Source organism: Photobacterium sp. ABD4_091, assembly GCF_056160145.1.
Map to the genome: position 1 here is coordinate 36,492 of NZ_JBSWWQ010000007.1, position 26,657 is coordinate 63,148.

The following is a 26,657-nucleotide window of genomic DNA, read 5'->3' on the forward strand; positions in this document are numbered from 1 at the left end:
ATGTTAGAAATCAAATCACTCAATCAGTACTACGGCGAGAGCCATACATTGTGGGATGTGGATATGCAGATCCCCGAGGGTAAATGCACGGTCTTGATGGGCCGGAACGGGGTGGGGAAGACCACCTTGCTTCAATGCATTATGGGGCTAGTGGGCGCGAAAAGTGGTGACATTACGTTTAATGGCCAATCCATACTTCCCGAGCCAGCGGAATCCCGCCCGCGCTGGGGGATTGGCTATGTCCCGCAGGGGAGGCAAATTTTCCCGATGCTGACGGTGCAGGAGAACTTGGAAATCGGGTTGCCTATCCGCGACCGGGGTGACCGCAAGATCCCTGATTTTATTTTTGACCTGTTCCCTGTTCTCAAGGAGATGCTCCACCGCCGAGGAGGCGACTTATCGGGGGGGCAGCAGCAGCAATTGGCGATAGGGCGGGCGTTGGTGGTTAATCCAAAGCTGTTGATCTTGGATGAGCCGACAGAGGGGATCCAGCCGAATATCGTGCAGGAGATAGGCGATATTATCAGGATGCTGAATGAAAAAATGGGGCTGACCGTGTTGCTGGTTGAGCAGAAGCTGCCGTTTGCCCGCCGGGTAGGCGATCAATTCTGCATTCTTGATAGGGGGCGTCATGTTGCCAGCGGGCAAATGGCCGATCTCAATGACAGCTTGGTCAAGGAGTACCTGACTGTATGACGGCGCTTATTTCACCTGCTTTTCCCCAACCGACAGCCAACCAAATTGCCCAGCATACCCGCCATGGTTGGCTGGCTGAGCTGAGCTTGTGCTACCGCGACAGGGGCGACAAAACCGTACTCAAGCACCGGGAGCAGAAAGGCCCGCTAACGGTGCAGCAGGCTCTATACCCGGAAGGCGAGATCTGCCATAGCTACCTGCTTCACCCCCCGGGGGGAGTCGCAGGTGGCGATACCCTTGATATCCGCGTCAATGTCGGCGCAGGAGCCAAGGTGTTGGTTACCACACCTGGGGCAACCAAGTTTTATCGCTCAGAGAGCCGTTTTGCGAAGCAAACCCAGCACCTAACCGTTCAAGCTGGCGGCAGGCTAGAGTGGCTGCCACAAGAGAATATTTTCTTTCCAGACGCCCATGCCCAGCTCAATACCGCTATCCACCTTGAGAGCGGCGCACAATTTGTGGGCTGGGAGCTGCACTGTTTTGGTCGGCCTGCACTAAATGAGTGCTTCGATAGTGGAAAACTCGTCGGTAAAACAGAGGTTTACCTTGATGAACGCCGGGTGCTCACTGAAGGCTTGAACATGTCTGGAGGCGATAAGGTGTTGATTAATATGGGGATGAGGAATTTCCCCATGATGGGGACTCTGTACTTAACCGAAATGGGGCAGGACTTCTATCAATTGGTACAGGCTTTGCTATCTGATATTCAGGAGCAATTAGGTCGCGATAAGTTGCTAGTGGCAGCGACCCAAATAGAGGGGCTGGTTGTTGTCAGGGCTCTGGGAAATTGGAGCGAGGATATCTTGTCTTGCTTCACCCAGGTGTGGCAGCAAGCAAGGGCGGAGGTGACAGGAACGCCACCTAGCCCGCCCCGGATTTGGGCCACTTAGCGACATTTTTAGACAGTACCTTTTTCACAGAACCTATACACAGTACCGCTGGGAGAAAAACATGGAGTTGACGCCAAGGGAGAAGGACAAGCTACTGATTTTTTGTGCCGGTATGTTGGCCAAGCAGCGCAAGGAGAGAGGGCTTAAGCTCAATTACCCTGAATCCATCGCTTTTATCAGTAGTGCCATCTTGGAAGGGGCGCGGGAAGGTAAAACCGTCGCTCAGTTGATGGACTATGGCCGTACCCTGTTGTCGGTTGATGATGTGATGGAAGGGGTGGCTGCGATGATCCCAGATGTTCAGGTTGAGGCGACGTTTCCCGATGGCACCAAGCTAGTGACGGTTCACGAGCCGATTGTATAGCGGCTCATTTTACGCAGAAAACGCAGATCAACAAGGAGTCAAAATGGCAGGGAGCAGTGCGTTTAATACCTCCGCTTTTGTACCTGGGCAAATCGAAACGGCAAGCGGCGAGATCGAGCTTAACACTGGCAGGGCAACCATCACAGTTGCGGTTGAGAACCTCGGTGATAGGCCAATTCAGATTGGTTCACATTACCATTTCTTTGAAGTAAACGACGCCCTTAAGTTTGATCGGCAAGCCTGCAAAGGGTTTCGGCTAAATATACCTGCTGGTACGGCAACGCGTTTCGAGCCGGGGCAATCCCGGACGGTGGAGTTGGTTGAGTATGCGGGTAAGCGCGAAGTTTACGGTTTCCAAGGCAAAGTGATGGGTCAAGTTTAGCCTGTCAGCATCGTCTCTAAGAATGATACAAGGAAGAGTTATGGCAAACATTTCACGTCAGGCTTATGCCGAAATGTTTGGCCCAACAGTGGGTGATCGGGTGCGTCTTGCCGATACCGAGTTGTGGCTGGAGGTCGAAAAAGACTTCACGGTTTATGGGGATGAAGTGAAGTTTGGCGGCGGCAAGGTGATCCGCGATGGAATGGGGCAGAGCCAGCGGCCAAGTGCCGAAACGCCAGACTTGGTGATCACCAATGCCATCGTGCTTGATTACTGGGGCATCGTGAAAGCAGATGTGGCAGTGAAAAATGGCCGGATCAGCGGGATAGGCAAAGCCGGGAACCCTGATATTCAGCCAGGGGTAGATATCATTATTGGTCCTGGCACTGAAGTGCTGGCAGGTGAGGGTGCCATTCTCACCGCAGGGGGGATCGATTCCCATATCCACTTTATCTGCCCGCAGCAAATCGAAGAAGCATTAGCTTCTGGGGTCACCACCATGATTGGTGGCGGGACAGGTCCTGCGACAGGTACCAATGCGACCACTTGTACCCCGGGGCCTTGGAATATGGCGCAAATGCTTCAGGCTTTGGATGGCTTCCCAATGAACTTTGGCCTGCTGGGCAAGGGCAATGCCAGCCAACCAGAGGCATTGCGAGAGCAAGTTGCCGCGGGGGCGGTGGGGCTCAAGCTCCATGAAGATTGGGGGACGACACCTGCGTCGATTGATACCTGCCTATCGGTTGCCGATGAGATGGATGTTCAGGTCGCTATTCATACCGATACCCTCAATGAGTCAGGCTTCGTCGAGTCTACCTTGGCGGCGATTGGCGACCGGGTGATCCACACTTATCACACCGAAGGAGCAGGTGGCGGCCACGCGCCGGATATTATCCGTGCTGCCGGGGAGTCAAACGTCTTACCGTCATCGACCAACCCGACCCGTCCTTACACGGTGAATACGGTTGATGAGCATTTGGATATGTTGATGGTGTGCCATCACCTGTCCCCGGCTATTGCCGAAGATGTCGCTTTTGCTGAGTCGCGCATTCGGCGGGAAACCATTGCCGCCGAAGATATCCTTCACGATCTGGGCGCGTTCTCAATGATCGCTTCGGATTCCCAGGCCATGGGAAGGGTGGGTGAAGTGATCACCCGTACATGGCAGACAGCCCACAAGATGAAGGTTCAGCGCGGCAGCTTGGCTGAAGATTCCAGCTTCAGCGATAACTTCCGCCTTAAGCGCTATATCGCTAAGTACACCATCAACCCAGCCATCACCCATGGTATGGGGCATGAGATTGGCTCTATTGAAGTCGGCAAGCTGGCAGATCTGGTGTTGTGGAAGCCCGCCTTCTTTGGGGTGAAGCCGAGCGTCGTTGTCAAAGGCGGCATGATAGCCATGGCCCCGATGGGGGATCCCAATGCGTCTATTCCTACCCCGCAGCCAGTCCACTACCGCGCCATGTTTGGCAGTTACGGCAAAGCGGCCATGAATACCTCGATGTTGTTTGTCTCGGCAGCGGCCAAAGAGGCCGGGATTGCTGAAGAGCTCCAGCTAGGTAGCCAAATCGGTGTTGCCAAAAACTGCCGGACGATCAGCAAGGCTGATATGAAGCTTAATGATTGGCAGCCCCGTATTGAGGTGGATTCCCAGACCTATCTGGTTCGTGCTGATGGTGAGCTTTTGGTGTGTGAGCCGGCAGAGGTGCTGCCAATGGGCCAGCGCTACTTTTTGTTTTGATTCATGGATTTAAAGTAAAAAGATTCAAATAAAAGCTGTTTCAATAAAAGCTTTTTAATAAAAGCAAAGGAAATGTAAATGATTGAGTTGGTTGAAGTGACAGAAAAGGCAACATCGCAGCCCGATGCGTATTTGAGCCTTCCGATAGATAGCCGGATCAAAAGCCGTTTGAAGGTCGTTCTGGATGACGGACGTGATGCGGGCTTGTTTCTGCCAAGAGGCCACATTTTGCGAGGTGGTGAACAGCTCAAAAGCCGCTGTGGCGAGGTTGTTGAAATCAAGGCCGCCAGCGAGCAGGTATCGACGGTGTATTGCGCTGATCGCCATTTGCTGATGCGCGTTGCCTACCACCTGGGTAACCGCCATGTGCCGCTCCAGGTAGAAGCCGATTGGGTGCGTTACCAGCACGACCATGTGTTAGACGAGATGGTCGTCGGGTTGGGTGCCCAGGTAACCGTTGAAAACGCACCGATTGAACCGGAAGGCGGCGCTTACGGCGGGCGCTCTGGCGGGCACCATCATCACTAGAAACAAAGCTCTCGTTTTAGTACAAGGATATGACAATGAAACCATCTAAATTTTTCTCTCCGAAGCTCTCTCCAATGCTCTCCCTAGTCGCTGTCGCAGCGATGGCTCTTCCAGTTACCGCGCATGCTCACCCTGGCCATGAGCATTCTTCCTTTTTTAGCGGGCTTGTACACCCGATCACCGGTGTTGATCACCTCATCATGCTGCTTGCGTTTGGCGCATTGGCCTTCTTCGCGGTTAAGAAAACAAGCAGCCAGCTGAGCTTGCTGGCGGCTGCGCTCATTGCCATGGTAAGTGGTGTAGCAGCAGGGTTAAATTTTGGCGAGCTAAACGGTATTGAGGGCGCAATTGCTGCTTCGTTATTGGTGGTCAGCGCCGCCCTATGGCAGGTATTTACGGCCAGTAAGCCGGTAAAAAGTATGGCAGTGGCAGTCTGTGTTGCCCTTATCTTTTGTCATGGTTACGCCCATGGTGTTGAGGCAACAGGAAATGTCTCCATGTTTGCGGTTGCGATGGCGATTTCGGCCTCAGCATTAATGCTGCTGGGCAACCGACTCGCCGCTTTTGCTTCCAGTCGCTGGATCTCTGCAGGCGTGGCTTCTGCCAGCCTCGTTTATTTGCTGGTGGCTTGATATGGCGGCCGAGGCGATGGGGACAAGCGAAGCTAACCGAGGTGACAGCCAGTTTGCAACCTACCGCTTGTTTCAACTAATTAGCCCCTCATTGCCTATCGGTAGCTTCACCTATTCGCAAGGGCTGGAGTGGGCGGTTGAAGCGGGCTGGGTTAAAGACAGAGCGACCATGGTGCTTTGGCTGGAGAACCAGCTGCGTTATAGCGTGGCAACACTCGAACTGCCGTTGATCGATAGGTTTTACCAAGCGATTGAAGGGCGCGATCTGCCAAGGATTGAAGCGCTGAATAACCAGCTTTGCTCAAGCCGCGAGACCAAAGAGTTACGGGCAGAAGAGACCCAGCGGGGAAAAGCACTCAATGTACTGCTCAAGCAGCTGGATATCCCGGTGGACGAGTACTTGGGAAGCAACGCTGACCCTAACCAACTCGTCGGGCTGTGTGTTGCCGGCCTCCAATGGGGGATAAGCCCGCAAGCGATGAAGCAGGGCTTCCTTTGGAGCTGGGCAGAAAACTTGGTGATGGCTGGGGTGAAGCTTGTTCCACTGGGCCAGACTGATGGGCAGCGGGCATTGGTGGAACTGACGCACTTGTTCCCTGAAATGGAATTAATCTCCTCACAGGTTGATGAGACCATGATGGGGAGCTTTACCCCTCTAGTGTCATTGGCCAGCAGCCTACATGAAACACAATATACCCGTTTGTTCCGTTCATAAGCCGAAGGGCTAGAAATAAAGAGAAAATAAGGATTGTTATGGAAACATATAAGCAGCCGCTTCGTGTCGGAATTGGTGGCCCGGTAGGGTCAGGTAAAACTGCGTTACTTGAGGTGTTGTGTAAAGCGATTCGCGACAAGTTGAATATCGCGGTTGTGACGAATGACATCTACACCCAAGAAGATGCCAAGATCCTGACCCGTGCCGAGGCGCTTGAACCCGACCGGATCATGGGTGTTGAAACTGGGGGGTGCCCACATACGGCTATTCGTGAAGATGCCTCAATGAACTTGGCAGCAGTCGAAGAGTTAGCAAAGCGGCACCAGAGCTTGGATGTGGTCTTTGTCGAAAGCGGCGGTGACAACCTGAGTGCGACGTTTAGCCCGGAGCTGGCCGATCTCACCATCTATGTCATTGATGTCGCAGAAGGTGAAAAGATCCCGCGTAAAGGTGGTCCCGGCATTACCCGCTCGGATCTGTTGGTGATCAACAAGATTGACCTTGCCCCTTACGTTGGCGCTTCCCTTGAAGTGATGGAAGAAGATACCAAGCGGATGCGACCAACCCGTCCTTATGTCTTTACCAACCTCAAAGAGAGCAAGGGGCTGGATACCATTATTGATTTTATTATTACCGAAGGAATGCTGACGCCGAAGGCGTAGTATTTAAGGAGGTAATAGGGAGGATCTGATAGATATCAGATCCTTTTTTTTAATAAATTTAACGCATACTTAAACGGTAATTTCCATCAATAGAAAGGATAGATGATGAAGCGTTTAGTCTTGGCATTAACTGTTGCGGCAATTGCTGTACCTTCAACTCTGATGGCAAAGGATGTAGAGATTGCATTGAAAGATAACCTTGATGGATTTTTAAGTGGCTATTGTTTGGATATGGTTGGCAGTGGAGAAAATGCAGACGTTGATAAAGGGCTTCAATCTCATACTTGTTATAGTTACCGAGGTGAACTCGGTATTGATCAAGCTTTCGATTCGACAAAGTTTAACGATAATCAATTCTATATACCGGCGTTTGATGTTTGTGCGGAATTTTCTGAACTGTCTATAGGTGCAACACTTAACCTAGCAAAATGTGATGGAAATGAGCTTCAGCGGATTGAATTTAGTGGGGAAGGTTTGATTCGTCCTGCTGCACAAAAAGGACTATGTTTGTCATCAGGTCTCACAACCCAACGAGGTCGAGGTGGAACATCTGATCACCAAATCAAGACCCTCACCTTGCAGGAATGCCGTGAAGATAAAGCCATTTTCCAACAATGGCATAGCCGTACTGGGGCATAATAGCTCTTTTATAAAAAGGGGCCTGAAATACTCGAACTTCAGACCCCTTATAACTGTTTTACTTATCAGCTCATCAACACAATCACTTCACTCACCGTCAAACCGACGAAAGAGCCTAGCATTGAGCCAATTAGCGCCATGATCACCGCAACAGGTACGAGGTTTTTATCATAAGCGGCTGCGACTACGGCGGCAGAAGGTGCGCTGCCGATATTGGCGATAGAGGCCAGCCCTATAAGGTGTAGGTTCATCTTCATTATTCGTCCGATAATGAGCATCAAGATACCGTGAACAGCAAGGATCATGAAACCGGACATGATGTACATCGGCGCTTGGCCTATGGCACTCAGGTTCACTTCAGCCCCGATCAAGGCAACTACGACATACAGCATTACCCCGGAGACTTCATTGGCTCCGGCCATTTTGCCAAGAGCAGTCGGTGCGGCAAGGATACCCAGCAATGAGGAGATGATAATTGCCCAAATCATTGGGTTCAAAAGACCCATAGAGGCAATTGCTTGGCCGAGGTGACGGCTTATCGAAGAGATAACTAAAGCAACACCTAGCATTAAAAGGATGGCCTGAAGATCAGGCTTTTCTTTCTTCTCGAGTGAACCGAGTTTTGACAGGATTTCATCTAGCCCGTTGTCGTTTGCTTTTAACACCCCGTTGAAGCGTTCTTTCATTGGCTTCAGAGCAACAATCATGATCAGCCAGACGGTATAGCATAGCGCTCCCATCAGTAGGGTATAGGCCATGGCTGAGTCACTCACTGACAGCGCTTCTTTCACAGCCACGAAGTTTTGAGTGCCACCCGTCCAACCTGCTGACATGACACCGAAAGTTAGTGGAGTCTCATCGCTCAGGAAGCCGCCCATCATGCCATGCACGATAATAAATCCAGCCATGATAGTGGCAGTTGAAGCGAGGAAAAGAATAATTAAACGCGCTCCGAGCTTGCGAATCACACTTAAGTTAAAGCTGAGCGACATCAGAAACAGCATGGCGGGAATGGCATTGTCCCGTACGGTGGCCCGGGCTACTTTCACCTCTGGGGTCATCTCCCACATACCAAATGTGTAAAGGGCCATTGAGCCAAACATCACCAGTACAATACTGGGAAACCATTTGAATAACTGGCTGGGGTATCTTTGTTCTAACCAGACAAGTAAACCGCATAAGCCGAACATTACGGCAATAAAATCGAATCCTTCTGTGATCATAATCTTCCTTTGACATAGAGTATTGAATTAATAGGGCATAATTGGTATTTGTAAGACAAAATTTAATTTATTTATATCATTGTTAATTCAATAGGGAAATATAGAAATGAAGATTGAAACGCGCTGGGTTCATGGAAAGTGTTTCGTTAGCACAGTGGAGCAAGGCCATGCGGTAATTACCGATGCCCCGACTCAGTTTGGCGGGACTGATAGCGCTCAAACTCCGATGGAGTTGATGCTAAGTGCGGCGGCAAGCTGCGCGTCGATTGATGTGACCAGCATTATGGCTAAACAACGTCAGCCACTTGATAGTTGCCGTGTTGTTGTAAGCGCCGAGCAAGCCCCGACGCCGCCTAAAGTGTTTACTAAACTGCACTTTGAATTTGAAATCTCGGGCAGTGAGCTAACGGAGAAAGCGATAGAGAAAGCCATCGAGATGACGTTTGAAACCCATTGCTCAGTGTCTATCATGATTGCTCGGTCTGGTGCAGAGCTGAGCTGGGAATACAAGGTGTTATAGAGGGTGCTTTTATAGTGTTGGGGGCTGAATATCCGTGATGGGCTAAGAATGGCGAAAAACAGGCGAGTTTAATCGTTGAGATCTATCTTTTTACCCTTAAGGCTGTTAGTGTCGCACCCCTTGTGGTAACGGGGTGAGACAGACAGTGATTTTCGCCGGTGTTGCCAGTGTTTTTTGAACCTGCAAAGCGATGTTGATTTTGCAGGTAATGACAGGACTATGCCCGTGAGCAACAACGCGTTTTCAACCCTTAACCTAAAGCCTGAGTTAGAAGCTAATCTAGCGACCCTTGGCTATGAATCTATGACGCCTATCCAGAGCCAGAGCCTGCCGCATATTCTATCGGGCAAAGACGTTATTGCTCAGGGTAAAACGGGCTCGGGTAAAACCGCGGCGTTTGGTTTGGGCTTGCTCGACCACCTTAACGTAAAGCGATTCCGCATCCAGTCGTTGGTGCTGTGCCCGACACGTGAACTGGCCGACCAGGTTGCCAAGGAAATCCGTAAGCTGGCGCGTTCTATCCATAACATCAAGGTGCTGACGTTGTGTGGCGGTATGCCTTTTGGTCCGCAAATTGGTTCGCTAGAACACGGTGCCCATATCATCGTCGGTACGCCAGGTCGTGTGGAAGAGCACATACGTAAAGGCTTCCTGTCTCTTGATGATCTGAACCTGTTGGTACTCGATGAAGCAGACCGCATGCTGGAAATGGGCTTCCAAGATGCGTTGGATGCGGTTGTTGATGCTGCGCCGGCTGATCGCCAAACCCTGCTGTTCAGTGCGACATACCCGAAGCAGATTGAATCGATCGCTCGCGAGATCATGCACAAGCCGGTGATGGTGAAGGTAGAATCTACCCATGATGACAACACTATCGACCAGCACTTCTACCATGTAGAGAGCAATGAAGATCGTATGACGGCATTGCGTTTGTTGCTGTCTCTACACAAGCCTGAGTCTTCAGTGGTGTTCTGCAACACCAAGCGCGAAGCACAAGAAGTTGCTGATGACCTGGATATGTACGGCTTCAGTGCGATGGCACTGCACGGTGACTTGGAGCAGCGTGAGCGTGACCAAACATTGGTTCGTTTTGCCAACAAGAGTACCTCGGTGCTGGTGGCTACCGATGTCGCTGCCCGTGGTTTGGATATCGAAGCGCTGGATTGCGTAATCAACTACCACCTTGCGCGCGATACTGAAGTACACGTTCACCGAATTGGCCGTACTGGCCGTGCAGGCAGCAAGGGCGTAGCTTGTTCGTTCTTCAGCGATAAAGAGCACTACAAGGTCGCGCTGCTTGAAGACTACCTAGAAAAGGACATTGTTGGCTCTGAGCTGCCATCTGAGTCTTTGCTTAACCAGCCGACGTTCCGCCCAGCGATGACCACGCTGCAGATTTTGGGTGGTAAGAAACAGAAAGTACGTCCGGGTGACATCCTTGGTGCACTGACCGGTGACAATGGCATTCGAGGCGATCAAGTGGGTAAGATCAATGTCTTTGATATGGTGGCTTATGTTGCCGTTAAGAGCGATGTGGCACGTGTTGCCCTCAAGAAACTTGAGAAAGGCAAGATGAAAGGCCGTACTTTCCGCGTGCGTGCTATCAAACGATAAGTCATTCAATTACCGTTATTGCATCCTGGAGCCATGGTGGGATCCCATTTTGGGAATCACCATGGCTTTTTTGTATTCATCTTGAGCGGATATCTCAGAATCTATTTCTTTAAAGCGGTACAAAATCAAACAGATACCCAAGGAGTTTGATTATGTACAAGAAGAAAGCGCTTATTACCGCAGAGAATGGCCTTCATACTCGGCCTGCCGCCCAGTTTGTTAAAGCGGCGAAAAAATATACTGAAGAAATAGAGCTTGTTTCCAACGGCAAAGCGGCCACTGCTAAGAACTTGTTCAAGTTACAAACACTGGCGCTGGTGCAAGGCACCGAAGTAACAGTGCAATCAACCAACCAGCAAGCAGTGGATGAGCTAGCCACTTTTATCGAGAATGTAACGGGTTAATCATTCCATACATTATATTGCTCAGCCTATTTTATCGTTCAATATAAGGCAAAAAGCCCGCTCATTTCATGATGAGCGGGCTTTGTTTTTTCCGTCTTTTAAGGTTACTTAGCGGCTTCTTGTGCCAACTGTGGCTCTGGCGTTAGCGGGGAATCGCCTGCTTCGGGCTCTTCATCTCCGTACTTCTGCATCAACTTGTGCTGGACATCGTTGAGCAGTGTGCCGTTCAGTTTGTAGTAGCGGAAGTAGATATACAGCGCAATGGCAAAGAAGAAGCTAGGCAAGCCAATCATGATGCACTGCATGCCAAAGACAGTATCAGCGTTCTGCTCGACGTTCGGTACGTAGTTGACTGCGGTCAGGGCAATACCAATGAAGAAGGCCGCAAAGGCTGAGCCTGCTTTAACTACCAAGGTTTGTACCGAGTAGGCGATACTCTCGCAGCGCACGCCCAGTTTGTACTCGCCGTAATCCACGGTATCGGCGACCATAATGACGTTAAGCACCCAGAACAGCGCGGTACCAATCTGCAGGAAAACACCCGCAGTAGAAATCAAGATGATGCTCTGTGGGTCATACATGCCAACGTAAATCAGTACCAAGCTGCCTAGGATTGGGAAGCCAGAAGCACATGCCCAAAGCACCCGGCGCGAGAACATACCGGCAAGTTTCGGGAACAGGACAAGGGTGATCAGGTTAGCGATACCCGCATACGCCATGTAGTAAGGGAACAACGCTTCGTTGCCGACAACATAGGTGAAGTAGTACACGGCAAAGGCGGTGATGATATTGGTTGCTAGGTTATAGGCCAGCGCCATGCATAGTACACTGCTTAGCTGGCTGTTTTTGTAGATAAGGCCAACCATTTCTTTGAGAGAGATCCTTTCTTGTACCGGCTGGTCTTCAAGCTGTGCGGTAGAGTAGCGCTCTTTGACGTTACGCAGTGTGATATAGGTTGAAACTGCAAAGCAGGCAATCAGCAGGATGGTAAAGATCTGGAAGCCGTAGCCTTTGTCTTCACCACCAACGTAGTTGATAAATGGCATGGCAATGGCTGCGGTAACAACCCAGGCTAAGCTGGCAAAAAAGCGAGGGTAGGGAACAAGTTCTTCGCGCTCACGTTTATCCAGTGTGAGGGTGGGTACCAACGACCAGAACGGGATATCCATTAAGGTATATGTCATGCCCCAAAGAATGTAAGTGACCGCGGCATAGGCAATAAGCCAAGGGCCTTCAAAATAGTGGGCGTTGAATAGCAGGTAAAGCACGACAGAGTTGGCTATAGTGCCGATTAAAATCCATGGTTTGAATTTACCCCAGCGGCTGCGGGTGTTGTTGACTATCCAGCCCATAATAGGGTCGTTCACCGCATCCCAGATACGGGCGACGAGGAATATGGTACCGACAATACCGGCCGATATCCCCGCCACATCGGTGTAGTAAAACATGAGGTACATATAGACGATGGTGATGGCAAAGTCCTTGCCGAATGCACCAAAGCCGTAGCTTAGCTTGGTGTTCATTGAGACGCTCATAAAAGCTCCTTTTTCCTTTTCCCTGTTTTACTGCTTTTTGTAGGAAAGGCAATTGTTGTTTGTTTCACGATAGGGATGTGTCCAAACTGCTTCAAGCTCCTGCACACAGAATTGGGCACAGCCTCTTTCTGCAGTTGGGTAAATGTGCTTCTTGTTCTTTTTCCATCACGCCATATCAATGGCGTGATGGTGATTTGTTATTTCTAATGAGGGTGTTGGACTAACGGATTAAATCCAACTAGGCAACCAGTCTTGCTGCGATTCAATGAGCTCATCAACCAAGGCATAGATTTCCTCGATGCCCAATACGGCGGCAGTGTGAGGGTCTAGCATCGCAGCATGGTAAATGCGGTCGCGGTTTTCGGTCAGGATGGCTTCTGTCAGCAGGGTTTGCACATTGATGTTGGTCTGCATTAAGGCGGCTAAATGACTTGGCAGTTTGCCCACTGCGGTCGGCTGGATACCATTGGCATCAACCAAGCAAGCCACTTCGACACAGCAGCCCTGTGGCAGGTTGTCAATCAGCCCTTCGTTCTTCACGTTGCCGTAAATCACGCTTGGGGTATTGGTCCAGATGGCATTCATGATGGTACTGGCGTACTCATGAGACTCTTTCTGCTCGATACGATCGGCTTGCTTGAAGGCTTCCAAGTCTTTTTTCCAGTTGGCGATTTGCTCAACACAGCGTTTTGGATACTCATCCAATGGAACCTTGTAGCGCTCAATCAAATCTGGGCGGTTTGGCTTGATGAAATAAGGTGTGTACTCGGCGAAGTGCTCGGAAGACTCGGTGACGAAGTAACCCAGTTTCTTGAACATTTCGTAGCGGACAATGTTTTCACAACGCGGGTTACCGTGGATATTTGGCTTCGGTGCCTGTCCCATTTCGTAAGCTTCTAGCAGCTCAGGATAGATGCTGACGTACTCGCCGCTTTCGGTTTTCTTCTCCAGTGTCAGGTAATAGGCCATGTGGTTGATACCTGCACAGGTATAGCGTAGGTCGCTGTAGTCGATGTCCAAATCGCGAGCAAGCTCTTCTGCTGTGCCTTGTACCGAGTGGCATAAACCAACTTGCTTAATATGCGGATATTTCTCGTACATCGCCCAAGTGTTCATTGCCATTGGGTTGACGTAGTTCAGCATGGTGGCTTCTGGGCAGAGCTCTGTCATGTCTTCACAGATCTGCCATAGATGAGGAATGGTACGAAGCGAGCGCATGATACCGCCAGGGCCCAACGTATCAGCGATAGTCTGCTCCAAGCCGTGCTTCTTGCACACATCGAAATCGATAACCGTACATGGCTCATAACCACCGATTTGGAAGGCGACAACCACGAAGTCAGCGCCTTTCAACGCTTCTTTCTGGTCGGTGTAGCAATGGATGTTGCCCGTTGCACCAGCAGACTCCATCAGTTTGCTGACAACAATTTGCGATTCTTCCAGGCGGACAGGATCGATATCCATCAGGGCCACGTCAGCCCCTTTTAGTGCTGGTTTATGGAAAACATCGCCAAGGATGTTTTTGACGAAAATAGTAGAACCGGCCCCGATGAAGGTAATTTTTGGGTGATGCATGGCTGTTCCTTTGTATGCTTGGTTTTGATGGATACATCTTCATCGAAATGCGAGCCGCTATCTTCCCTATAGTGGGCAATTATGTCCCGTTTCCTAAGATTTTCGTCTTGGCCTCACAATTCTGCTTGAGGTGAAAATGAATCAGTAAATTGGGTGAAGGAGGGAATTAGATAACAAAAGAGGCAAGGCTAAGCCTAGCCTCTTTGCTAGGGGGATATGTTTTTACCGTGTTTCTACCGTTTGTGAACGGGTGGAAGTGCATCAGAGTAAACACGATTTACCAGTTCAGGACTGAGCTCCATAATGTTGTGGTAAGCCTTCTGCACCATCTGGTAGCGACCGCAGATATAGATATCTTGATTTGCAATTAACGGGTGGTTGGCAAAAAAGATATCCAGCAGTTTACCTTGGTGTATCTGGGTTGAATCAACGATTAATGCTTCTCCGCTGCCTGTGCAAGACCTTCAACAACAGGAACATAGTGAAACTGTGGATGTTGTTTCGCGAGCGCGACCATCGCATTGTGCTCATACAGATCGGCAACGTTTTTAGCTCCCCAATACAAGGTGATATTACCTGCTTTGGGTAGCGATAACACCTGCAAGACAATGCTTTTGGCATAGCTGAAACCTGAGCCGCCAGCAATGACAGTCACTGAGCTTCCAGTCTCTCGAAAATACGCTTCACCGGCGGCTTGGCAGAGATAAAATGGCTGCTGGTTCAGCCATTTCGAGCGAAACTCTACAATATCCGAAGCCAGCTCAGAGCCGGATAATACTCCACCAATTTGGATCTCAAGAGTATTGAAGTCATCATTTTGTGAGTACTCTCCCTGATGCGGTTTGCTGGCAATGGAAAACGGCATCGTTTTTTGGCTGCTCGGAAGCGGTAAGTTCAGGTATTGTCCTGCACGGAAGTGATAAGGCTGCTCGGGTTGTAGCCTCAGGCTTATCGTATGGGCATTGAGCCATTCCATACCAACAAGCCTAACAGGCGTTGCTGCTTGTGTTATAGCTGTGTTCATCAGTTTTACTCTGCACAGTTCAAGATGGCGGTGACTTTGCAGCGTTTGCCTGTTGAGGCGCTTGTGACATCAAAATCAATGTCCAGCTGGGTCAACCTATCTGCTATTTCATGGTTTAAGGTTACATTCTCAATCACAAAACAGTCATTTTCCTCACAACGCTTGTCGAAGCTAATATGCTCATCACCATGCGCACCGATACCGTAGCTATCAATTACAATGAATGCTGGGCGTTTGGCGAGAATGGCATCCAGTACATCACTATCAAGTGAGGTATCGGCTTTGCCATATTCAGGCGTGCCGTAACCGTTGCTCTCTAGGTTTGCAGTAAATAGCACTAGGGACTTCCCTGCAATATCAAGCGCCTGGATATCCTCAATACAAGGCATGCTCTGCTTACAATCCAGCAATAAGGCGTCTGTGATGTAGTGGTTGTTTTCCGGCACTTTGGTGTAACAGTCGATATGAGTACCAATGTGGCCGAAAGCACTCACTGAGTCAGATTGTTTTTTTGCCCACTGGTAAGCAGGGTGATCTTCGTTGATCAACAAGCTGATCGATTGGCGTGTGCTGCTTGTGATACTTGGAGTAGATAGTTGAGACATTCAAAGGCTCCTGTCAGTTGTCCGTTAATCTCGGGAGCCATTGTAGGGAAGTCAGTAATTGACCATTACAAACATTGGAACTAAAAATATCAAAATAAGGACATCAGGTGGAGACCGAGCCAGTTAGACCTTACCGGGATAATATTTTAATGGCGGGCAATCATTTCTGATAATGAAATTGGCAAAAAAGCATCCTTAATAATATAAATATAAATGCATATTTATAATAAGGATGATAAAGCATGGAGAGGTTTTTTCAGAAAGTTAGTTTACTGATTGTCTTGGTATTAGTGTCGGTTAATGCGAATGCTGATATTGGAATCAGGCACTTTACCAAGGTTGAACCGCATATGTATTTAGGGATCGGCGCCGGTTTTGTCGATGTCGACGTCGATGTTAATAGTGGTGGTGATTCTTTTGACAGTGACCTGTTAGGGATTATCATCGGTTACCAGTTTAACACTAATCTGGCAGTTGAATTCCGCGGTTATGGCAATATCTCTGATGATGAATTATTAGGGGTGCCAGCAAAGGTAAGTAATCATTTCAATATTGTTGGCAAGGTGATGTTGCCCATAGACAGGTATATCAAACCCTATGTATTAGCAGGTTTTGGCAGTACCAAGGGAAAAATCGCTTCAGGATCTGAGACGGAAAGTGATTTTTTGTATGGCGTCGGTATAGGGCTTAACAAAGGCAATGCATTGGAATTTGCTGTTGAATGGGTGAGGATGTTTGATGATAGTTTTGGGGTATCCGGAGTTGATTTTAAAGGGGACTCAATAAACCTTAACTTGGTTTATCACCTTCCAAGAGACTGGAATTAAAATGTTATTTTGCATTTGGCCCAAAATTAATTTAAATAACAAGGCTGTATTAATTATTGGGCTGAAATTATCTGGGTGACTATTATATTGGGCATTTGGCCATTTTAGTTAAGTGGTCACTTTTATCAAATAACAAACTTATCTCTAATTAATATCTACTATTTTGTCCATAGTGATTTGAAAGGTTATCGGTATTGGCTCCTCCTTTCCAACCTGATGGCTTGGCTAGAGCAATGATCTGCATTGCATCGAAAGTATTGCTTCCGAATAAGCCATTCGCCAACTCTTGATGGAGTTCAGAAGACCTGTTGCCAAAGAGGGCGTGAGCATATTGCTGGTATCGATGGCTAAGTCCAGATTCGTTTAGCACGGCATTGATCTGCCCATCGGTATAGGCTTCTCTTGGGCCATAGGATTTCACCAGCATAGGGCTGAGTGTTTTAATGTACTGGCGAACAGCTCTCCGTTTGAAAAACTGCTTAATGGCAAACATCGCTAATCTCCTGAGTGCAAAATAGTATTAATACAGTGTTCAATAACATTTAGCAACGGTTTTAGCAGCCTTTTATTGCAATGTATCAGCAATGAAGTCAATGAAAGCCCTGATGCGAAAAGGCTGGGATTTTGTATCTTTGTACACCGCATACAGTGGGATTATGTTGTGTTGGTAACCAGTTAGCACCTCAACGAGATCTCCTTCAGCCACATAGGGTGAAACCATCCAGTGGGGGAGGGCGGTGATACCTTGTCCAAAGATCGCCATTTTCAACAGCATTTCCGGGCTGTCAGACCGGAAATGCTCACTTACGGTAACTTTTTCTGACTTACCGTTTTTATCCTTGAAGTTCAGAATATTAGATGGGTGTGCCAGCGAATAACTCAGGTAATCGTGCTCAGCCAGATCACCAGCGTACCGTGGTGCGCCTTTTCCTGCTAGGTAACCGGGGGAGGCACAATAGACCATGGTGTTATCCATTATGTGCTTCGCTTTGAGCCCGGAATCCTTAAGGAAAGACGCGCGAAAAGCGATATCGATGTTGTCACGGTAAAGGTCGATATGCTGATCATTGAGCGATAAGTTGATATTAACTTCTGGGTGCAATGCCATGAAGTCCGCAATAGGCTTGGCAAGAAGATGCAGGCCAAGAGGTGTTGGCATGGATAAGGCTAGATTTCCTGTTGCCTTATGTTGTTCACCCTTGAGTGTGGCTTCAAAGTTGTCGTGCTCTTCCAGCAGGCGCAGGGCATGCTGATAATAGGCATCTCCCGCATCGGTCAGTGATAGCTGGCGGCTTGTGCGGTGCAGCAGTGAAAGAGACAACAGCTGTTCTAACCAAGCGACTTTTTTACTTACGCTGCCTTGGGTTATGTTGTTCGCATTGGCAACGGCGGTGAAGCTGCCCAGTTGCACGACTTTGACAAAGGTTCGGATACAGTCAAGTTTGTCCATATCTATTCTATTTGAGAATGGATGGTAGTTAATTGTAGCTATATATCTAGGTACATTGGAATGTTTATGATTACCCTATATTTACATTTCGAGGCCGATATCATGACTACGATTCAAACTACGATTACTGTTCTTCTTGCTGCCTTCTTTATGTTTGCCAGCTCAATAAAATTGGTCGGTTGGCAGAAGATGATATTTACGACCCAGCTGGCTTTTTTTGCGAAATATGGCCTTAACCGCAAGTGGATGTTTGCAGTTGGTGCCATAGAGTTTATATCCGCAGTGATGATCATGGCACCGATGCTGGTGGGGGCTTCAATAGCAACGTCAGTCGCTTTGATTGGAGCGGCACTTCTTGCTGCAGTATCATTTGGAGCGATTGCCTGCCACCTGTGGTTCGATACCTGGCGCGACGGGGTGCCGGCAATGGTGACCTTTATGCTGTCTGTTGTGTTATTGCTTCAGGGGCTTTGATCGAACTTATAAATAAAAGGATAACAACCGCCGGGCAAGTCCCTCGGCTCGCCATTCGGGGTAAAGCCGAGTTTCTGATAGAAATTAACGGCATATCGAGATGCGTTGAGATGTACAGCTTGCTTAGGTGAGCGTGTTTTACATTCTTCGAGGGCTCTTGCGATCAGTTGGCGGGCTATCCCCTGATGATGATAGTCAGGGTCGACAAACAAGTTGGACAGGTTCCAATATTCTTTGACCAGAATAGCGCCTACTACAGCGTCACCGACACGGTAGACATAATGTACTGAGTGATCGGGATGCGTCCGCCACCACATCACACTGTCGGCGCAACTGGCGATAAGCCCGTCCTGAACATCAGCAGGCTCGTCAATACACGATCTGATCGACCGCCCAGTGAGGGCAATAATGTCTGAAATCTCCCTGAAGCAGGCATGTTGTATCACTCGCACTTTTCCATGTCGCTGTGTCAATAGTTCTATCTTTATCTGTTTTTCTATATCTATCAATGCTAATAGTGAAAAGATGTTTGGCAAATCATTACGGATAGACAAAACATGAAAACAATTGGCCTGCTTGGGGGAATGAGCTGGGAGTCCACAGCGATTTATTATAAAGCCATCAATGAAGGGGTTAAGCGAGAGCTTGGTGGCTTACATTCAGCGAAGGTGGCACTTTACAGTGTAAACTTCGATGAAATTGAAAAGCTACAGCATGCGGGTGATTGGGCTGCTACCGCTGAGATTTTGTCAAAGGCAGCAAAATCTGTCGAGGCAGCAGGGGCAGACTTTTTACTAATCTGCACTAACACTATGCATAAAGTCGCCAGTGAAATTGAACAGGCGGTATCTATCCCCTTGTTGCACCTTGCTGATGCCACAGCCAAAGAATTGCAGGCTGATGGTATTAAAAAGGTTGGCTTGCTCGGTACACGCTTCACGATGGAGCAAGATTTCTACATCAATCGCCTTACAGAGAAGTTTGGTATTGAGGTGATTGTGCCAGACTTGCCTGATAGGGAGATCATTCACCGGGTGATTTACGATGAATTGTGCAAGGGAGTTATCAAAGATGAATCCCGCGCCGAGTATGTTCGGATCACTGAAGCGTTGGCTGAACAAGGGGCAGACGCGGTGATCTTGGGCTGTACGGAAATAACCTTGTTAATTTCATCGAAAGATACCGACGTGCCGTTATATGACACGACCAACATTCATGCTGAAGTGGCGGTGAAACTCGCCGTGTCAGAGTAAATTGAGGCCACCGCAAGGTGGCCTTTTGAAAACCTATCAGATGCTATTGCGGGATGACACGTATTTTGGCCGCGCGTCGTTTGCCGACTTGGTAAATTTCTTCACCTAGTGCAGGCATCAAGGCTGGGTCTTCAATTTTAATCCCGTTAATCTTCACTGCACCCTGCTTGATTAAACGAATCGCCTCTGAGGTTGAAGCTGTTAAACCTGATTGCTTGAGCAACTGACTGATGCTTAAACCGTGCTCCACTTCCATCGTCTTTAGGTTGTCAGGCATAATTTTTGCTGAAAAGCGCTGGTTGAACATGGCTTCTGCATTATCCGCCTCGGGCTCGGAATGGAACCGGGTGACGATCTCTTTCGCTAGCAGCACCTTGACCTCTCTAGGGTTACGCCCTGAACCAAGCTCCTGCTTGAACCGCTCAATTTCGTCCATATGACGGAATGATAATAGCTCAAAGTAATTCCACATCAAATCGTCTGAAATGGACATCAGCTTGCCGAACATCTCCTCTGGTGATTCGGTAATACCAATGTAATTAGCCGCAGACTTGGACATTTTCTTTACCCCATCGAGGCCAACCAGCAGCGGCATGGTAATGACGACTTGCTGCTCCATGTTGTGCTGCTTTTGCAATTCACGCCCCATCAGCAAGTTAAAGGTCTGATCCGTGCCGCCTAGTTCGATATCGGCCTTTAACTCTACTGAGTCGTACCCTTGTAAAAGCGGGTAGATAAATTCATGGATACCAATGGGCTGTTGATTGGCAAAACGTTTTTTGAAGTCCTCTCGCTCCAGCATTCGGGCTACTGTCTGGTTGGCAGTGAGCTTAAGCATACCTTCCGCGCCCAGCTTGGATAGCCAGTGCGAATTGAAAACGATCTCGGTTTTGCCCGGATCTAAGATCTTGAACACCTGTTGCTGGTAGGTTTTTGCATTGGCGAGAACCTGCTCTGTCGTCAACGGTGGCCGGGTTGTGTTCTTTCCGCTTGGGTCACCAATTTTGCCGGTAAAATCCCCGATCAAGAAAACAACCTTATGCCCCAAGTCTTGAAACTGCCTCAGTTTGTTCAGAATAACAGTATGGCCAAGGTGGATATCTGGCGCGGTGGGATCAGCCCCTAATTTGACTACCAAAGGCCGGCCTTTCTTTAACTTTTCAATCAACCCTGATTCTGGGGTAATTTGCTCTGCGCCTCGGTGGATGAGAGCAATGGCTTGGTCAATATTCATAGCAGCTCCGGTAATGTTTTAGTTCAGAGCTCTTCTATCATATATGCTGATACTCTGATTTTGTTGAAGGTGTTAATCCATGGCTAGATAGACTAATATCCAGCTTCATTTTGAGAGCAGCGTAGCAAAATTCTTCAGGGAGAAAAGTTAGCAGCTATCACGACCCGTGATAGCTAGGTTGGCTGGTGATATATCGTAGTTAATGGTTAATCAATAATGTACAGCTTTGAACAATTGAAAATGTTTGTCGCCGTGTGCGAGTGTGGTTCATTTTCGGCAGCGGCGAGAAAAAATAAGCGGGCGCAATCTGGGGTCAGCCAGTCGGTGTCTAACCTGGAAATTGCACTAAACCAAACCTTGTTTGACCGCTCGAGTAATATCCCAAGGCTCACGCCCCAGGGAGAGGCGCTATTACCTATAGCACGCGCAATATTGTTGCAACAGCAACGCCTAGATCAAAAGGTGATGGCACTGGATGCCGATCAAGAACATGAGCTGGTCGTTGCAATCGAAGAAAGTGTTCTTGAGCCTGCATTGCTGGAGCAGCTAGTCACGCTGGGCGAGCAATACCCGATGACCAATATTGAACTAATTTCGGCATCAACCTTTGATATCAAAACCATGGTGAGTGAAGGACGGGCACATGTCGGGGTAGTCTACTCTGATGGCAAGATGCTGGAAGATACCGAGTTTGCCACAGTGGGTTACAATCGTTTTTTGACCCTGGCTTCTCCTGAACACCCTCTAGCTAAGAAAAAAGCCCTGAAAGATGCTGATCTGCGAAATTACCGCCAAGTCGTGCAGCGCTCGTCTAGCGGTAAAGAGCTGTGGTTTAGTTATGCCATTAGCACGCAGGTTTGGTATGCCAGTAACCATCAGCTGCTACTGGAGTTGGCTGCTCAAGGCTTGGGTTGGGCAATTGTACCTGAGCACCTGGCTACAACATTTGTTAACCAAGGCAAATTGACCGTATTGGATTTGGCCTTCGAGCCGGATGGCTGGCTGACAACGGTGGATGTTATCCAAACTCGTCGCCATACCGAGGGGCCGGTTCGTCATGCCTTGCTAAAGATATTAGAGAGATCTCTCGCTTCTAAACCAAGGTTGTAGGTTTCTGCTTGCAATGCCCTAGCTACCTCGCTGTTTTTGCTATAGTTCAATGGTAATGAGTTGGACGCATTTTGATGCAGCAGGAGGCAAGCATGAAACGAATCTTCGGGCTTTTAGCTACACACATCATCGCTGTTGGGATCGGTTTTGCATTGGGCATCTATGCCTTGCCTATTTTGATAGCACCAGAGGCGCCGTCAGCTTCTACCATTCAGTTGGTTGAAGCGAAAGCGCAGTTTACCGGTAACTTTGACAAAGAACGTCAAGACAGTGATTTCCTGCATTGGGGGGAAGGCAAAGTTGCACTGGCGGCAGACAGTATCAGTTTTACGGGGGAGTTAGCTCCGGGGCCTGATTATAAACTCTATCTATCGCCAGAGTTTGTCGAAACAGAAGCAGATTTCAATCGCCTAAAATCGACTATGGTCAGGGTCGGTGATATCAAAACCTTCAATCAATTCATGCTCCCGGTGGGCGAGAATATCGATATTGCTCAATACAACACAGTGATTGTGTGGTGTGAAACATTTGGTCAGTTTATTACGTCTGCCCAATACCAGTGAGCTACATGAGACCCGTAAGAAAAGGAACACAAATGGTTACTTGTCACCAAACAGATTATGTCGAAATTGCCTGTATGTACCGCTACCCGATCAAGCTGGTGTTGAAGTCAGGCCACGAAGTGCTTGGCACAGCGCTGGATACAAAGTGGAACGAAAGCAAGCAAGAGTGCATCGAGGTAAAAACAGAAGATGCCATCATTAAACTCGTTGTACTGGAGGATATTTCGGTTCTTGAAGTCCTCATCGACAACCCGCATTTTACCAATCTCACCTTTAACTGAGCCTTCTCCTTAGCTTCTATTGATAGCGTATCCCTGCGGTTCAGCCGCAGGGACGATCTTGTGTGCCGGACATCTTCTCAAACAGCAGGCGGTATCTGAGCATCACTGTTTATTGTGCGCTCATTTTTTGCAGAAAAAAGCACTTATTAGATGTTATAAATCCTTTTTAATGCATTGTTGTGCAATGTTTTGCGTTATTTTGCATTGATCTGCATTTTACTGCGGAGTAGAATGCATGCTATCGCAGCCCATTGAGATTAGCTTATGGCAGATTCATCCTTAGATTTAAACAACCCGGTTACTCGGCAAAATTGGCTTCTGGAGTGCATCCAGCAAGGGAAGCCCCTTATCGCCAAAGAGGCTGCCGAAGAGTTGGGGGTTTCTCTTGATACGATCAGGCGCGACCTGATTGCCCTTGAGCAGAAGGGTGCACTCAAGCGGGTAAAAGGAGGAGCCATTGCAGGCTCGGTTCCTGCAAAGCCTTTCATCGATAGGGTAAAAGAAGCCGATACCTGGCTGGCTGGTTGCCAATCTACCCTTCAGTCATTACTGGGTGGCGTTGAGACACTGTTCCTTGATGGTGGAACCTCAATATTGAAAGTGGCGAATGCCATTCCAGTGAACAGCCCAGTCATGGTGATCACCCCATCGCCTGTTGTTGCGACCGTTTTGCTTGAGAGAAATATCGAGACCATTTTGTTGGGCGGGCGCATCCATCCTTCAGGTGCCATTGCTACCGGTGCGACGACTGTCCGTGAAATTGAAAACATTTTTGCTGATATGGCGGTACTTGGGGTATGCGGTCTGGACAGTGAATTCGGCCTTACCGCCGATGACGTAGCAGAAGCAGAAGTGAAATCTGCCATGGTCAAACAGGCTCGCCGGGTTGTGGCATTAGCGAGCCAGCAGAAACTGCACAAGCGTTCTCCTTATAAAGTGGCAGGCGCTGATCATCTAGATGTGATTGTGACGGATGCATCGCCAGAACATACTGCTGCTTTTGCAGAGCTCGGTATCGAGGTGATCAGCGTATGACAAATAATCAACAATTAGTTTTAGATGAGTTCAACTGGTACAACCCGCCACTGCATGTAGAACAAACACCAAATCAGCTGCTGATTGAACCTTATGGCGAAACGGATTGTATTCGATCGTTTGAATCAACCATTGCTGATTCGGCTAGTTTTCTTTTTACCCACTTGTCGGGAGATTTCACCTTTCAGGCTAAATTGGATTGCCACTTGGTTGGACTGTTTGATGCCGGCGCATTGATGGTTCGGGAAAGTGGTGAACGCTGGGCAAAAATCTGTATAGAAAAGTGCGCTGATGGCGGTATATCAATTGTTTCTGTCGTCACTGATGGTTGGTCAGATGATACCAATAATGAAGTGCTGGAAAGCCCTGAGGCTTACCTTCGTATTACCCGCAAAGGCAATATGGTCGGTATGCATTACAGCCTTGACGGCATACATTGGCGGTTTGTCCGCAAGTTCGGCTTGCCTTGGGCGCAGCAGTTACAGGTGGGTATAGCCGCACAGGCACCAAGGCAGGCGGGCTGTAAGGTAGCAGTAGAGCAGGTGGGGATATCGACTCAGCCTGTCGCCAACTTCCGCAACGGCGAATAGGATCTTTAGGACATTTTATGAAAATTGAACATGTTGCAATGTGGGTGCGCGATCTTGAAGCGATGCGCGCTTTCTATCAAACCTACTTTAAAGCGGTATCTAACGAAAAGTACGTTAACGCTAAGAAAGGTTTCTCCTCGTATTTCTTGACCTTTGACACAGGGGCACGGTTGGAAATCATGCACAATGATGCGATTCCTTTATCGGCAGATGATCCCATGGCGCAGTTTACCGGACTGATACACCTGGCGATGTCAGTGGGTTCCGAGCAAGAGGTCGATGCATTAACCTCGCGTTTAGCTAATGACGGTTATAACGTGGTTGATGGCCCACGGCGTACCGGTGATGGTTATTACGAGAGTGTCGTCCTCGACCCTGAAGGCAACCGATTGGAAATTACGCTGTAATGGCACCACTTAGCGCTGGCAACTAACTCCCTGCATACACAACTTTGAGGAAGGATATGAAAGAAGTAAAAGCGGTATTGTTTGATATGGATGGCCTGATTTTTGATACTGAAGGGCTGTACAAAGCCTGCTGGCAATATGCCGCCCAAGAACAAAGTTTGGTGATCACCGATGCAGACTACCAGTCTTTTATCGGGGTGCAGGATGTTGAATGCGAGCGCCGAGTGGCAAAAATGTTTGGCGATAAGCTAGATTTAGCACGCTTTTGCCAGGTTAGGGATGCGATGTTCAAGGCAGAGCAAGATAAAGGAATCCCATACAAAGCGGGCTTTGCTGAGTTGTTTTCACATATTAAGCAAAAAGGCGTTAAGTGTGCGCTTGTGACGTCTTCCCCTCGACATAAGGTAGAGCATCACTTTGCAGGTAGCGATTACATCACTCAGTTTGATGTTATGGTGACAGCCGAAGATGTAGAAAACGGCAAGCCTGCACCGGATTGTTACTTGATGGCAAGTAGCCAACTAGATATTGCACCAGCTAATTGCTTGGTATTGGAAGATTCCAATAACGGTATGCGATCAGGACTCGATGCAGGCTGCCAGGCGATTATGATCCCGGATCTGTTAGTTCCCGCGGAAGATGTGGTACCTCGCGCAACGTCAATTGTTGACTCGCTAATTGACGTTAAGCCATATATCTAACCTACAGGTTAATTTGATTTGGCGATTCTGTGATCTCAAAAGCATGCCTTTGCTGCGCCCTCTGGCACTATAATTGATGGATAGAGAAGTTGATTAGAAACAACTAACTAGCGGGGAAGGCATGCGACAGATAGGCAACGACATTTGGGTTCATGAAGACTCAATGAAAATGCTGGGAAGCAAACTCGGCTTAAGGATGACGGTTGTCCGGCTGCGGGACGGTCGGCTATGGGTACACTCACCAACTGCTATCTCAACTTCATTGCAACAAGAGATTAATGCCTTGGGACCCGTTCGGTATTTGGTCGCTGCCAATAATCATCACAGTAAATGGTTGCAAGATTGGATTGATGCTTATCCTGAGTCTGAGGTTTATGTCAGTGCTGGTATACCCCGAAAAGTACCGCTCTCTAATTATCATATTCTGCAACGCGGCATGGAAAATGTCTGGCAAGGGGATCTTGAATGGCAAACCATGCCATCGGTTCCGGTGCTAAACGAAACTGTCTTTTTTCACTCTCGCTCATCATCTTTGATCGTGACAGATTTAGTACAAAATTACCCCGAAAACCCCAATAAAACAGGGTTTGCGGGAGCAATGACAAAATACGTGTTTGAGCCTATTGGTTTTAAAGACTGCTGTGTTCACCCTCTGCTTAAAATGAGCCTCACCATAAAAGATAAAGCAGCTTTTAGCCGCTTTGTGCAAAGCGTACAAGATTGGGAGTTTGATAAAATAGTCGTGACCCACGGCGATATAATCGACAATGATGCCAAGATTGTTTTTGCCGGGCTCACCTCACGCTTTGCAGTTTGAGGTTTGTGGTAAGAGTATTGCGGTTTGAATCCTGCTGATTAAACTTTGCTTGTTAATCAAGCGTCACGCTATGAATGGCAACGCTTTGGTTTGATAGTGAACACTTAGCCGTTCATAGTGATATTTCTGCTTTACACCTTTGCCAGATCACCGTAGTATTCAC

Annotated in this window: 33 protein-coding genes; 24 read left to right on the forward strand and 9 right to left on the reverse strand. The window is 48.4% G+C overall.

Translation table 11 applies throughout. The annotated features are described in order from the left end of the window. From urtE to ACXAGQ_RS28065, 10 genes are all read left to right on the forward strand, one after another. Entirely contained in the window at nt 1-696 is a 696-nt protein-coding gene (gene urtE / locus ACXAGQ_RS28020; RefSeq protein ID WP_475258427.1) for an urea ABC transporter ATP-binding subunit UrtE, read from the forward strand. Then, nucleotides 693-1,586 carry an urease accessory protein UreD gene (locus tag ACXAGQ_RS28025; RefSeq protein WP_475258428.1) on the forward strand — a complete coding sequence of 298 codons (894 nt, stop codon included), beginning with the start codon at nt 693-695 and terminating at the stop codon, nt 1,584-1,586. Before urtE ends, ACXAGQ_RS28025 begins: the two co-directional genes overlap by 4 nt. A gap of 61 nt (nt 1,587-1,647) precedes the next feature. Then, complete coding sequence (gene ureA, locus ACXAGQ_RS28030) at nt 1,648-1,950, forward strand: urease subunit gamma (RefSeq protein WP_317520749.1); 303 nt, start codon at nt 1,648-1,650, stop codon at nt 1,948-1,950. Between the two features lie 43 nt (nt 1,951-1,993). After that, nucleotides 1,994-2,332, forward strand: a complete 339-nt coding sequence (locus ACXAGQ_RS28035) for an urease subunit beta (RefSeq protein ID WP_475258430.1) — start codon at nt 1,994-1,996, stop codon at nt 2,330-2,332. 40 nt (nt 2,333-2,372) lie between these two features. After that, nucleotides 2,373-4,076, forward strand: coding sequence for an urease subunit alpha (ureC, locus tag ACXAGQ_RS28040; RefSeq protein ID WP_475258432.1), 1,704 nt, complete (start codon nt 2,373-2,375; stop codon nt 4,074-4,076). A gap of 78 nt (nt 4,077-4,154) precedes the next feature. Beyond that, nucleotides 4,155-4,604: an urease accessory protein UreE gene (ureE, locus tag ACXAGQ_RS28045; RefSeq protein WP_317520746.1), complete on the forward strand. Its 450-nt coding sequence runs from the start codon at nt 4,155-4,157 to the stop codon at nt 4,602-4,604. A gap of 35 nt (nt 4,605-4,639) precedes the next feature. Further along, on the forward strand, nt 4,640-5,236 hold the full coding sequence (locus ACXAGQ_RS28050) for a HupE/UreJ family protein (RefSeq protein ID WP_475258434.1): 597 nt from the start codon (nt 4,640-4,642) through the stop codon (nt 5,234-5,236). A 1-nt stretch (nt 5,237) separates the two neighbouring features. After that, on the forward strand, nt 5,238-5,951 hold the full coding sequence (locus ACXAGQ_RS28055; RefSeq protein WP_475258436.1) for an urease accessory protein UreF: 714 nt from the start codon (nt 5,238-5,240) through the stop codon (nt 5,949-5,951). A gap of 38 nt (nt 5,952-5,989) precedes the next feature. Then, nucleotides 5,990-6,613: an urease accessory protein UreG gene (gene ureG / locus ACXAGQ_RS28060; protein WP_475258438.1), complete on the forward strand. Its 624-nt coding sequence runs from the start codon at nt 5,990-5,992 to the stop codon at nt 6,611-6,613. A 102-nt stretch (nt 6,614-6,715) separates the two neighbouring features. Continuing rightward, on the forward strand, nt 6,716-7,252 hold the full coding sequence (locus tag ACXAGQ_RS28065) for a hypothetical protein (RefSeq protein ID WP_475258440.1): 537 nt from the start codon (nt 6,716-6,718) through the stop codon (nt 7,250-7,252). Nucleotides 7,253-7,317: 65 nt separating this feature from the next. Here ACXAGQ_RS28065 and ACXAGQ_RS28070 read toward each other — a convergent pair whose 3' ends face one another. Continuing rightward, the gene (locus ACXAGQ_RS28070) at nt 7,318-8,475 is read right to left on the reverse strand and encodes a DUF819 family protein (protein WP_475258442.1); all 1,158 of its coding nucleotides are present in this window, start codon (nt 8,473-8,475) and stop codon (nt 7,318-7,320) included. Nucleotides 8,476-8,581: 106 nt separating this feature from the next. Here ACXAGQ_RS28070 and ACXAGQ_RS28075 point away from each other — a divergent pair, with 106 nt between their 5' ends. From ACXAGQ_RS28075 to ACXAGQ_RS28085, 3 genes are all read left to right on the forward strand, one after another. Then, the gene (locus ACXAGQ_RS28075) at nt 8,582-8,995 is read left to right on the forward strand and encodes an OsmC family protein (protein ID WP_475244743.1); all 414 of its coding nucleotides are present in this window, start codon (nt 8,582-8,584) and stop codon (nt 8,993-8,995) included. A 225-nt stretch (nt 8,996-9,220) separates the two neighbouring features. Continuing rightward, the gene (gene dbpA, locus ACXAGQ_RS28080; RefSeq protein WP_475258444.1) at nt 9,221-10,609 is read left to right on the forward strand and encodes an ATP-dependent RNA helicase DbpA; all 1,389 of its coding nucleotides are present in this window, start codon (nt 9,221-9,223) and stop codon (nt 10,607-10,609) included. 152 nt (nt 10,610-10,761) lie between these two features. Next, entirely contained in the window at nt 10,762-11,013 is a 252-nt protein-coding gene (locus ACXAGQ_RS28085) for an HPr family phosphocarrier protein (protein WP_475258446.1), read from the forward strand. Nucleotides 11,014-11,117: 104 nt separating this feature from the next. On the opposite strand, the gene melB is transcribed toward ACXAGQ_RS28085, so the two are convergent. The 4 genes from melB to ACXAGQ_RS28105 form a co-directional block, all read right to left on the reverse strand. Continuing rightward, entirely contained in the window at nt 11,118-12,548 is a 1,431-nt protein-coding gene (gene melB, locus ACXAGQ_RS28090; protein ID WP_475258447.1) for a melibiose:sodium transporter MelB, read from the reverse strand. A 228-nt stretch (nt 12,549-12,776) separates the two neighbouring features. Then, complete coding sequence (gene melA, locus ACXAGQ_RS28095) at nt 12,777-14,123, reverse strand: alpha-galactosidase (protein ID WP_475258449.1); 1,347 nt, start codon at nt 14,121-14,123, stop codon at nt 12,777-12,779. 433 nt (nt 14,124-14,556) lie between these two features. Further along, nucleotides 14,557-15,147, reverse strand: a complete 591-nt coding sequence (locus tag ACXAGQ_RS28100) for a hypothetical protein (protein ID WP_475258451.1) — start codon at nt 15,145-15,147, stop codon at nt 14,557-14,559. 5 nt (nt 15,148-15,152) lie between these two features. Beyond that, on the reverse strand, nt 15,153-15,752 hold the full coding sequence (locus ACXAGQ_RS28105; RefSeq protein ID WP_475258453.1) for a cyclase family protein: 600 nt from the start codon (nt 15,750-15,752) through the stop codon (nt 15,153-15,155). Between the two features lie 242 nt (nt 15,753-15,994). Here ACXAGQ_RS28105 and ACXAGQ_RS28110 point away from each other — a divergent pair, with 242 nt between their 5' ends. Further along, complete coding sequence (locus tag ACXAGQ_RS28110; RefSeq protein WP_475258454.1) at nt 15,995-16,579, forward strand: porin family protein; 585 nt, start codon at nt 15,995-15,997, stop codon at nt 16,577-16,579. Between the two features lie 148 nt (nt 16,580-16,727). Here the strand turns inward: ACXAGQ_RS28110 and ACXAGQ_RS28115 are convergent, their stop codons facing one another. Both ACXAGQ_RS28115 and ACXAGQ_RS28120 read right to left on the reverse strand, forming a co-directional pair. Then, on the reverse strand, nt 16,728-17,072 hold the full coding sequence (locus ACXAGQ_RS28115; protein ID WP_475258456.1) for a DUF6559 family protein: 345 nt from the start codon (nt 17,070-17,072) through the stop codon (nt 16,728-16,730). Nucleotides 17,073-17,144: 72 nt separating this feature from the next. Further along, the gene (locus ACXAGQ_RS28120) at nt 17,145-18,029 is read right to left on the reverse strand and encodes a LysR family transcriptional regulator (protein ID WP_475258458.1); all 885 of its coding nucleotides are present in this window, start codon (nt 18,027-18,029) and stop codon (nt 17,145-17,147) included. 66 nt (nt 18,030-18,095) lie between these two features. On the opposite strand from ACXAGQ_RS28120, the gene ACXAGQ_RS28125 reads away from it, so the two are divergent. Continuing rightward, nucleotides 18,096-18,503: a DoxX family protein gene (locus tag ACXAGQ_RS28125; RefSeq protein ID WP_475258460.1), complete on the forward strand. Its 408-nt coding sequence runs from the start codon at nt 18,096-18,098 to the stop codon at nt 18,501-18,503. Here the strand turns inward: ACXAGQ_RS28125 and ACXAGQ_RS28130 are convergent. After that, nucleotides 18,491-18,949 carry a GNAT family N-acetyltransferase gene (locus tag ACXAGQ_RS28130; protein ID WP_475258462.1) on the reverse strand — a complete coding sequence of 153 codons (459 nt, stop codon included), beginning with the start codon at nt 18,947-18,949 and terminating at the stop codon, nt 18,491-18,493. The two genes, ACXAGQ_RS28125 and ACXAGQ_RS28130, sit on opposite strands and share 13 nt — an antisense overlap. Before the next feature lie 111 nt (nt 18,950-19,060). On the opposite strand from ACXAGQ_RS28130, the gene ACXAGQ_RS28135 reads away from it, so the two are divergent. Continuing rightward, complete coding sequence (locus ACXAGQ_RS28135) at nt 19,061-19,756, forward strand: aspartate/glutamate racemase family protein (RefSeq protein WP_475258463.1); 696 nt, start codon at nt 19,061-19,063, stop codon at nt 19,754-19,756. A gap of 43 nt (nt 19,757-19,799) precedes the next feature. Here the strand turns inward: ACXAGQ_RS28135 and tyrS are convergent, their stop codons facing one another. Continuing rightward, the gene (gene tyrS / locus ACXAGQ_RS28140; protein ID WP_475258465.1) at nt 19,800-20,990 is read right to left on the reverse strand and encodes a tyrosine--tRNA ligase; all 1,191 of its coding nucleotides are present in this window, start codon (nt 20,988-20,990) and stop codon (nt 19,800-19,802) included. A 216-nt stretch (nt 20,991-21,206) separates the two neighbouring features. Between tyrS and ACXAGQ_RS28145 the strand changes: the two genes are divergently transcribed. The 8 genes from ACXAGQ_RS28145 to ACXAGQ_RS28180 all read left to right on the forward strand — a co-directional run bounded on the left by ACXAGQ_RS28145 (nt 21,207) and on the right by ACXAGQ_RS28180 (nt 26,494). Beyond that, nucleotides 21,207-22,100 carry a LysR family transcriptional regulator gene (locus tag ACXAGQ_RS28145; protein ID WP_475258467.1) on the forward strand — a complete coding sequence of 298 codons (894 nt, stop codon included), beginning with the start codon at nt 21,207-21,209 and terminating at the stop codon, nt 22,098-22,100. Nucleotides 22,101-22,192: 92 nt separating this feature from the next. Continuing rightward, nucleotides 22,193-22,663, forward strand: coding sequence for a DM13 domain-containing protein (locus ACXAGQ_RS28150; protein ID WP_475258469.1), 471 nt, complete (start codon nt 22,193-22,195; stop codon nt 22,661-22,663). Nucleotides 22,664-22,695: 32 nt separating this feature from the next. Continuing rightward, on the forward strand, nt 22,696-22,944 hold the full coding sequence (locus tag ACXAGQ_RS28155) for a Rho-binding antiterminator (protein ID WP_475258470.1): 249 nt from the start codon (nt 22,696-22,698) through the stop codon (nt 22,942-22,944). Between the two features lie 264 nt (nt 22,945-23,208). Then, complete coding sequence (locus tag ACXAGQ_RS28160; protein WP_475258472.1) at nt 23,209-23,979, forward strand: DeoR/GlpR family DNA-binding transcription regulator; 771 nt, start codon at nt 23,209-23,211, stop codon at nt 23,977-23,979. Continuing rightward, a complete protein-coding gene (locus ACXAGQ_RS28165) occupies nt 23,976-24,569 on the forward strand; it encodes a DUF1349 domain-containing protein (RefSeq protein WP_475258473.1) in 594 nt (197 codons plus the stop codon). Before ACXAGQ_RS28160 ends, ACXAGQ_RS28165 begins: the two co-directional genes overlap by 4 nt. 17 nt (nt 24,570-24,586) lie before the next feature. Then, nucleotides 24,587-24,976: a VOC family protein gene (locus ACXAGQ_RS28170; protein WP_475258475.1), complete on the forward strand. Its 390-nt coding sequence runs from the start codon at nt 24,587-24,589 to the stop codon at nt 24,974-24,976. A gap of 56 nt (nt 24,977-25,032) precedes the next feature. Next, nucleotides 25,033-25,677 carry an HAD family hydrolase gene (locus tag ACXAGQ_RS28175; RefSeq protein WP_475258477.1) on the forward strand — a complete coding sequence of 215 codons (645 nt, stop codon included), beginning with the start codon at nt 25,033-25,035 and terminating at the stop codon, nt 25,675-25,677. 121 nt (nt 25,678-25,798) lie between these two features. Continuing rightward, nucleotides 25,799-26,494: a DUF4336 domain-containing protein gene (locus ACXAGQ_RS28180; RefSeq protein WP_475258479.1), complete on the forward strand. Its 696-nt coding sequence runs from the start codon at nt 25,799-25,801 to the stop codon at nt 26,492-26,494. Nucleotides 26,495-26,657: the final 163 nt, after the last annotated feature.